The organism is Brevibacterium sp. LAARM3_SD1 (assembly GCF_057364765.1).
Map to the genome: position 1 here is coordinate 1 of NZ_JBNFOL010000059.1, position 8155 is coordinate 8155.

5 protein-coding genes, 1 rRNA gene and 2 pseudogenes are annotated in these 8155 nt (G+C 63.3%); 4 read left to right on the forward strand and 4 right to left on the reverse strand.

All coding sequences use genetic code 11. The features are described 5' to 3' along the window. Nucleotides 1–119: ribosomal RNA gene (gene rrf / locus AC2W7L_RS18205) — 5S ribosomal RNA — on the forward strand. A 12-nt stretch (nucleotides 120–131) separates the two neighbouring features. Further along, on the forward strand, nucleotides 132–587 hold the full coding sequence (locus AC2W7L_RS18210; protein WP_486005591.1) for a hypothetical protein: 456 nt from the start codon (nucleotides 132–134) through the stop codon (nucleotides 585–587). Nucleotides 588–794: 207 nt separating this feature from the next. Here AC2W7L_RS18210 and AC2W7L_RS18215 read toward each other — a convergent pair whose 3' ends face one another. Then, the gene (locus AC2W7L_RS18215) at nucleotides 795–1601 is read right to left on the reverse strand and encodes a hypothetical protein (protein WP_486005592.1); all 807 of its coding nucleotides are present in this window, start codon (nucleotides 1599–1601) and stop codon (nucleotides 795–797) included. A gap of 238 nt (nucleotides 1602–1839) precedes the next feature. Here AC2W7L_RS18215 and AC2W7L_RS18220 point away from each other — a divergent pair, with 238 nt between their 5' ends. After that, on the forward strand, nucleotides 1840–3663 hold the full coding sequence (locus AC2W7L_RS18220) for a BCCT family transporter (RefSeq protein ID WP_486005593.1): 1824 nt from the start codon (nucleotides 1840–1842) through the stop codon (nucleotides 3661–3663). A 142-nt stretch (nucleotides 3664–3805) separates the two neighbouring features. Here AC2W7L_RS18220 and AC2W7L_RS18225 read toward each other — a convergent pair. Both AC2W7L_RS18225 and AC2W7L_RS18230 read right to left on the reverse strand, forming a co-directional pair. Continuing rightward, a pseudogene (locus tag AC2W7L_RS18225) lies at nucleotides 3806–5367 on the reverse strand (GMC family oxidoreductase). 46 nt (nucleotides 5368–5413) lie between these two features. Then, nucleotides 5414–6891 (reverse strand): annotated as a pseudogene (locus tag AC2W7L_RS18230) (aldehyde dehydrogenase family protein). A 659-nt stretch (nucleotides 6892–7550) separates the two neighbouring features. Here AC2W7L_RS18230 and AC2W7L_RS18235 point away from each other — a divergent pair. Beyond that, nucleotides 7551–7835, forward strand: a complete 285-nt coding sequence (locus tag AC2W7L_RS18235; RefSeq protein ID WP_486005594.1) for a hypothetical protein — start codon at nucleotides 7551–7553, stop codon at nucleotides 7833–7835. Here the strand turns inward: AC2W7L_RS18235 and AC2W7L_RS18240 are convergent. Further along, a complete protein-coding gene (locus AC2W7L_RS18240) occupies nucleotides 7807–8091 on the reverse strand; it encodes a hypothetical protein (protein ID WP_486005595.1) in 285 nt (94 codons plus the stop codon). The two genes, AC2W7L_RS18235 and AC2W7L_RS18240, sit on opposite strands and share 29 nt — an antisense overlap. Between the last annotated feature and the right edge of the window lie 64 nt (nucleotides 8092–8155).

Below are 8155 nucleotides of genomic sequence, written 5' to 3' on the forward strand. Positions count from 1 at the left end.
TGCGGTGGTGATAGTGGTGGGGAAACGCCCGGTTAACCGTTCCGATCCCGGTAGCTAAGCCCATTCGCGCTGATGGTACTGCAACTTGGTGGTTGTGGGAGAGTAAGTGACTGCCGCAATATTCTTTTGGGGTGATGGCCTCGTTCGACCTTTCGGGTTGGGCGGGGCCATTACTGTATTCACGAACGGAAACAATGACGAAGACAATCGACGCTCTCAGAGCCGAACTCGCGCGCGATGGCGAAGTGACGATCGGGTTCAATCGGACGAAGCAGTTTCTGCGTAATCCTGCCAGTTTTCTCGGGTTGCGCCGTTCCTCCCCGCCCTCACCACAGGTGATCGTCAACAACTTCGGTCTGTGGGCCGCCGTGGACGGATTCCCCGAGAGAGGCGTGCCGTGGGCCGGTATTCTCGAAGTCCACATCACCAAGGTGAACGTCAGCTCGTATATCGATGTGAGCATCAGAACTCCCGATACGCCTGACCGCCGCCGTTCGCTGCGTCTGCCGCATATGCTCACGGTCGATCCGGAAGAACTGGCCAAGTGGATCGTCATGGAACTGATGGAACGCGGCAACCCGATCTGACTTTCATCCCGACAGTCCAATGACGACTTTCACCCCGGTGTCCTCCTGAGGAGATCCCTTCCGGATGGTAGGCGACGCGTTCTCGCACCGAAGCTCACATGCTTGTCCATAGTTATGTCGCATGTCACGATGAAACTGTCCGCTGCGCCGGATGCAAGTGAATAGTGACATCCGAATAGACAGCAAGGGAGAGACCGCATGAACGTATCAACCATCATCTGGATCGTCGTCGCCATCGTCGTGGTCCTGATCATCGTCGGGATCATCATCGCAGTCAGCCGAAAGGCGGCGGCGAAGAAGCGCGAACACCAGCGGCAAGAGGCCGCCCAGATTCGACAGGAAGCTGCCGAATCCGAACATGATGTTCGCGCTCGAGAGGCCGAAGTCGAGAAACAGAGGGCAGATGCAAAGCGCGCAAAGGCTGAGGCCGATGCTCGAGCTGCCGAGGCTGATCGTCAGGCGGCCGAGGCTGAACAGCTGGATACCCAGGCCGCGAAGCGCGAAGAAGCTGTGAAGGCCGAACGGCTCGAGCACGACCGCAGGCTGCAACATGCCGACGAACTTGACCCGGATACACAGCAGGATTCCGGTGACGCTCGTCGTGCAGACAACGCCGGTGCTGCTGGGGCGGCCGCGGCCGGGGCTCATGGGACGTCGACGAACAGCCAGACTGAGCACCGCCCCGACGAAACCGTACCGCAGGACGGGCATCGGCCCGACGAGCCAGTCCAGCGAAACGATGTCCGCCATGAACAGCCTGTTCGGCAGGATGCGCCGCGCCCGGACCAGCCTGGCTCTCAGGAGCCGGTGCGCCGCGATCCCTACGCACAGCAGCAGGACATCCGAGCTGACCAACAACCGCCGGAAAACGGAGTCCGGCCCCACGCCGAGGAGCCGCCGGCCGAGGAGTACGATCCTCGAGTCGACCGACGCGGCACTCAAGGCCCATACGCTCGCGGCGATCGGAGGGTGGATCCGCTCGATGACGGAGGGGACCCCGACGTTCCGAAACACTGACGCATCATCGGTCTGAGTCAGATGAGACGGTGCCCGAACCACCACCCACGGTTCGGGCACCGTCTCGTTGGTCTCGGACCTCCGGGCACTGCGAGCGATCGTGCATCGGATGGGAACAGCCGCCTCGGCGAGGGATCGAGCTGAGAACAACGACACGAATTCGTGACAAGCGGTTGCGTTGAAATCGATTGATGCTTCTGTAGTGTGTACGGCAAGATCCTAAGGAAGGCACCCTATGCTCGACAAGCTGCATGACGCACTGAAACTACGGACCAATCCGGCCATCTTCTTCTCCTCAGCGGCCGTGATCATCATCTTCGTCCTCGGGACGATCTTCTTCACCGATCAGCTCGACGCCGGTGTCTCGGTCGCCTCGGATTGGCTGCTGACGAACCTCGGCTGGTTCTACATCCTCGGCGTCACCGTCTTCGTCGTGTTCCTCATCTACATCGCCGCCTCCCGCTACGGGCGAGCGAAGCTCGGCCCCGACGACGAACCCCCGGAGCATTCCAATGGCGCCTGGTTCGCCATGCTCTTCGCCGCTGGCATCGGCTCGATCCTCATGTTCTGGGGCGTTGCCGAACCCGTCAGCCACTTCGGCGATCCACCGCGTGCTTCCCTCGGCATCGAACCGGGCACGCCTGCCGCCGCGGTAGATGCCATGAACTTCACGTACTACCACTTCACCCTGCACACCTGGGCGATCTTCACCCTGCCCGCGCTGTGCTTCGCCTACTTCATCCACAAGCGGAACCTGCCGCCGCGGGTGAGCTCGATCTTCCAGCCCATCCTCGGTGAGAAGATCCACGGTCCCATCGGCAAGACAATCGATGTCGTCGCCATCATCGGCACCGTCTTCGGCATCGCCGTTTCGATCGGTCTGGGCACGCTGCAGATCAACGGCGGTCTCGCCCAGGTCATCGGCGTCCCCGAGAACGCTCTGTGGCAGCTGATCATCATCGGTGTCGTCTGTGGACTGGCTACGATCTCGGTCTCGCTCGGCCTCGACAAAGGCATCAAGGTCCTGTCGAACCTCAACATCGTCGTGGCTGTGCTGCTGCTCGTCTTCATCGTCGCCTTCGGCCCGACCCTATTCATGGCTAAGGGCGTCTTCGAATCCCTCGGCACCTACGTCCAGCAGCTGCCCGAACTCGCACTGTGGAACGACACGTTCGCCGACACCGGCTGGCAGAACACCTGGACGGTCTTCTACTGGGCGTGGACGATCACCTGGTCTCCGTTCGTCGGCATCTTCATCGCCCGCATCTCCCGCGGACGCACCATCCGCCAGTTCGTCATCGGCGTGCTCGCGATTCCCTCCGCCTTCTCGATCCTGTGGTTCGGCATCTTCGGCTATGCCTCCTTCGACATCGAGCTCAACCAGGGCGGGGGACTGGTCGACCGAGTAGTGGGTGAGGGAGACATTCCGGGAGCGCTGTTCGCGTTCCTCGACCACTACCCGTTGGCCGGCCCCGTGTCGGTGATCGCGATCATCCTCGTGGTCATCTTCTTCGTCACCTCGGTCGACTCCGCGGCTCTCGTGGTGGACACGATGAACAACGGCCATGAGGACTTCAACCCGCTGCCGCAGCGGATCTTCTGGGCCCTTGCCGTCGCCGTCGTCACGGCGGCACTGCTGGTGTTCTCCGGCACGGGAGGGCTCGAAGCGCTGCAGTCGACCATCATCCTCGTCGGGCTGCCGTTCTTCATCATCGCCTACTTCCAGATCTACGCTCTCATGCGAGCCCTGCGCGAGGATGCGGGCGTTCTGCCGCGCGTTCGCATGCGACGCTGGAAGAAGGTCCTGCCGCCCGAAGAGGTCGAACGCCGACAGGGCGACGACGAACAGTTCGGACACGAATACGACGACGATGAGGAAGTCGTCACCGAACCCGAAGCGGTCGAACCGGCACCGGAGTTCCGGGATCCGTATATCGAAGAATCCCGCGAGAAGAAGAGCCGGCGGGAGGGGACCTTGGCCAGCCGCACCGGCAGTCGTTCGAAGAGCTCGGGCCACGGTAAGGGCGGCGACCCAGGGCAGGACGACGGCGACGACTGAGGCGGCTGACCGTGGCCAGCGGCGACAGTCTGATTGCCGCGACCCGGAGCGATCAGCCTGATCGGCGCGGCCGGGCATGACGAAGGGGGCGCTGCACATGCAGCGCCCCCTTCGCATCTTCGGATCAGATAGCTATGGCAGATCACTGACCGCTCTTGATCATCTCCGCGCACTTCTCACCCATCATCATGACGGTGATGTTCGGGTTGACCGTGGTGATCTCCGGCATCGCCGAGGCATCGAGACGCGTAGGCGGTTGACGCCCTTGACGCGCAGCTGCGGATCCAGCGGCGACATCTCGTCATCAGGAGCACCCATGCGCACCGTGCCGACCGGGTGGTAGACGGTGTTGTGGGTGCGGGTGATGTAGTCGGCGATCTGCTCGTCGGTCTGGACGTCCTTGCCTGGGAACAGCTCCTCGCCAGCCCATTCGGACATGGCGTCCTGCGACACGATCTCGCGGGCCTTCTTGATGCCGGCGATCATGACCTTCATGTCATGGCCTTCCGGATCGGTGAAGTAGCGGGGATCGACCTTCGGCTTGTCACGGAAGTCCTTCGAGCGCAGACGCACGGTGCCGCGCGACTTCGCATGAGTGACATTCGGGGTGAGGCAGAAGGAGTTCTCCGCGGTCTTGTAGCCCTGGCGCAGGGTGTGCATGTCGAAGGGCACCGAACCGTAGTGCATCATCAGGTCCGGACGGTCGAGCCCGTCCTCGGTGGGGGAGAAGATGCCGATCTCCCACCACTGGGTGGAATCCTCGACCATCGGCTTCTTGGCTTCCCACGAGATGACGCCCTCCGGGTGATCGCCCAGGTGCTCGCCGACTCCCGGCGAATCCACGCGAGCTTCGATGCCGACCTCGGCGAGGTGGGCCTTCGGGCCGATGCCCGAGAGCATGAGCAGCTGCGGGGTGTTGATCGCGCCGGAGGAGACGATGACTTCCTTCTTCGCCTCGATCCGGTTGGTCTTGCCGAAGGCGTTGTTGACCACGAGCACGGCCGTGCAGTTGTCGTCCTCGTCGAACTCGAGCTCCTTGGCCTGAGTGTCGGTGAGGATCGTGAGGTTCTCACGGTCGAGGATCGGGTGGAGGTAGGACACCGAGGAGGATGACCGGGTGCCGTCGTCCTTGCGGTTGACCTGGAAGAAGTTCGCACCGTTGATGACGGTCTGACCCTCGTTGAACTGCACACGGGGGATGCCGGCCTGCTCGCAGGCGTCGAGGAGCGCGACACCACACGGATCGACCGGGGGCACGTTCATCAGACGGACCGGGCCGTCATGGCCGTGGTGGTCGCCGGGCAGCTCATTGTTCTCGAGCTTCTTGTACAGGCCGAAGGTGTCCTTCGAACCCCATCCTGCTGCACCGTGCTTGGTCTCCCATTCGTCGAGGTCCTCACGCGGAGCCCAGAAGGCGATGCACGAGTTGTGGGAGGAGCAGCCGCCGAGCACCTTGGCGCGGGCGTGGCGCATGTGCGAGTTGCCGTTCTCCTGCGCTTCGATCGGGTAGTCCCAGTCGTAGCCGGATTCGAGGAGCTCCATCCAGCGGTTGAGCTCAAGGACGACGTCCTTGTCCGTGTCGGTCGGGCCGGCCTCGAGGAGTCCGACGGTGACCTCGGGGTCCTCGCTCAGTCGGGCTGCGACCGCGGCACCGGCGGAGCCGCCGCCGACGACGACGTAGTCAAAGCTATGAGTAGTCTTCACTGTTCATCTCTCCTTGTTGAGGTAGGCGTCTGCAGGCTGCGACTGATCACTTGGTGTGGTCGGGGAACCAACCGGTGACGGCCGGTTCGAGGTTCTGGTAGATGTGCTTGGCTTCCTGGTACTCGGCCAGACCCGTGGGACCGAGCTCACGACCGAAGCCGGACTGCTTGTAGCCGCCCCATTCGGCCTGCGGCAGGTAGGGGTGGAAGTCGTTGATCCAGATGGTGCCGTGGCGCAGACGCTGAGCGACCAGCTGGGTCTTGCCCGCGTCCTGACTCCACACGGCTCCGGCCAGACCGTAGTAGGTGTCGTTGGCGATCTCGACGGCCTCGTCCACGGTCGAGAAGGTCTCGACCGTGACGACAGGACCGAAGGCCTCATCGGAGACGACGGACATTCCGCGCTTGACCTGGTCGAGCACGGTCGGCAGGTAGTAGAAGCCATCGGCCAGATCGCCTTCACCGAACTTGCCTCCGCAGCGCAGGCGCGCACCTTCGGCGATGCCCTTCTCCACGTAGGCGTGCACCTTGTCGCGGTGTGCCGCAGAGATCAGCGGACCGGTCTCGGCGTTCTCATCGAAAGGTCCGCCGAGGCGGATCTGCTCGGCACGCTCCACGAGGCGGTTGACGAATTCCTCGGCGATGGATTCTTCGACGATGAGTCGGGCGCGGCCGAACACACCTGACCGGAGTGGACGAAGGCGCCGTTGAGAGCATTATCCAGAGCCGCATCGAAGTCGGCATCGGCGAAGACGACGTTCGGGTTCTTGCCGCCGAGCTCAAGGGCGATCTTCTTGATCGAGTCGGCGGCGTTGCGGAACAGCAGACGACCGGTGACGAGGCCACCGGTGAACGAGACCATGTCGATGTCCTCATGCGTCGACAGCGGGGCACCGGCATCGGCACCCGCACCGAGGATGAGGTTGCCGGCTCCAGCCGGCAGACCGAGCTCTTCGAGCACCTGCATGGTGAGGATCGCCGTGTGCGGGGTGAGCTCGGCGGGCTTGAGGATGAAAGTGTTGCCAGCGGCGATGGCCGGGGCGATCTTCCACGCTGCCTGCAGCAGCGGGTAGTTCCACGGAGTGATGAGCGCGCAGACGCCGACGGGCTCGTGCACGATCTTCGACGCCACGGTGTCGGTGCCGGCGTCGACGACGCGACCGGCATCGTTTGCGGCGAGCTTGCCGAAGTAGTCGAAGCAATTCGCGATGTCGTCCATGTCGATCTGCGATTCGACGAAGCGCTTGCCGGTGTCCAGGGACTCGGCCTTCGCGAATTCGTCCTTGCGCTCACGCAGAACGGCAGCGAACTTCAGCAGCAGATCGCCGCGTTCGCTGGCGGGAACGGACGACCAGACGCCGGAGTCGAAGGCGCGACGAGCGGCCCTGATCGCCAGCTCGGTATCTTCGGGGCTGGCTTCGTCCACCTCGGCGACGAAGCTGCCGTCGGCTGGGTTGTGGATCTTCCGGGTTCCACCGTTGACGGCTGAAACCCACTGTCCGTCGATGAAGAGTGTGTTTGGCACGATTTCTCCTTTTCCTAGCGGGTGAACGAGTTGCAGTTCTGTGGAGTCGAGTGGTCTACGGGCCGTCTGACCTGCACGGCGACTGAGCTCTGCGGCGTCGACTCGCGTGCTTCCGGCAATCACAATAGGCGAAGTCAGGGGCCGAATGCGCAATCCGATGATGCTGGTCACATAGGCAAGTGATATTGCTCATGGCGCGGCAGGGGACTGCGGCTGAAGGGGCTGTGCTGTCGTTCGCAGAAAGCGCGACGGGCAGGTCGGTCGCCGCGGGGGAGAAGCGGGCGGTGCAGCCTGAAATTCTGATCGTGGAAAAGCGGAGACGTCCGTCATCCGCACAATGGGCTTCCACGTCAGGTGTCATTCATCTCCTGGTGTCGAGGCGGCGCGGATCTCCGCTGCCGCCGAACCTTTTCGATTGCCGTCGGCCGTGTTCCACTGGATTCGCCTTGATTCTAACAGAGCGCTGAGGCGGTGACCTGGGTCTCGACGCTCGTGACAGCGGGCACGATGGTGAGCAGAATAGGGGCGTTGACGTGTCCCCGCCCACACGGCGTTGGAGCAGTGAGTGCACTAGAATAGAGCGGAACATCAAAAAGACTTCATAGGGAGAATCGTGGCCCAAGGGGATTCGCGAGACAGCCAGGACAACCGCCGCGCAGATGGCGGTCACCGCTCAGATCGCGACAACAATCGCAACCGTCGACCGGACAACCGGGACGGCCGCGGGCCACGCCATTCCGACCGCCGTGGTGGTTACCAGGGCAACCGCCGGAACGACGATGACCGCCGAGGCGGATACAACCGGGACCGTCGCGATGGGGACAACCGTCGTGGAGGCTATGGCCAGAACCGTCGTGATGATGACCGCAGGGGCGGGTTCAATCGTGATCGCCGGGACGATGACCGCCGAGGCGGTTACCAGGCAACCGTCGGAACGACGATGATCGCCGTGGTGGGTTCACCCGCGATCGTCGCGGTGGCGACGACCGCCGTGGCGGCGACGAACGTCGCGGTGGCTATGGCCAGAACCGTCGGGATGACGATCGCCGTGGCGGCTACCAGGGCAATCGCCGCAATGACGATGACCGCCGAGGCGGCTTCAACCGTGACGTCGCGACGGAGACGACCGTCGGGGCGGCTACCGCGGAAACCGCCGTGACGACAACCGCGGAGGACGCGGCGCCATGGCCGCAACGACAACAGACCGTCGTGCATCACGCAAGACCGACACGGGCGACTACGCACGCGAACAGCGGGCCCGTCG

What these genes read in the sequence shown, in the direction of transcription:
- AC2W7L_RS18220 (WP_486005593.1), top strand. Translation starts at nt 1,840, where the DNA reads ATGCTCGACAAGCTGCATGACGCACTGAAACTACGGACCAATCCGGCC.
- AC2W7L_RS18235 (WP_486005594.1), top strand. Translation starts at nt 7,551, where the DNA reads ATGGCGGTCACCGCTCAGATCGCGACAACAATCGCAACCGTCGACCGG.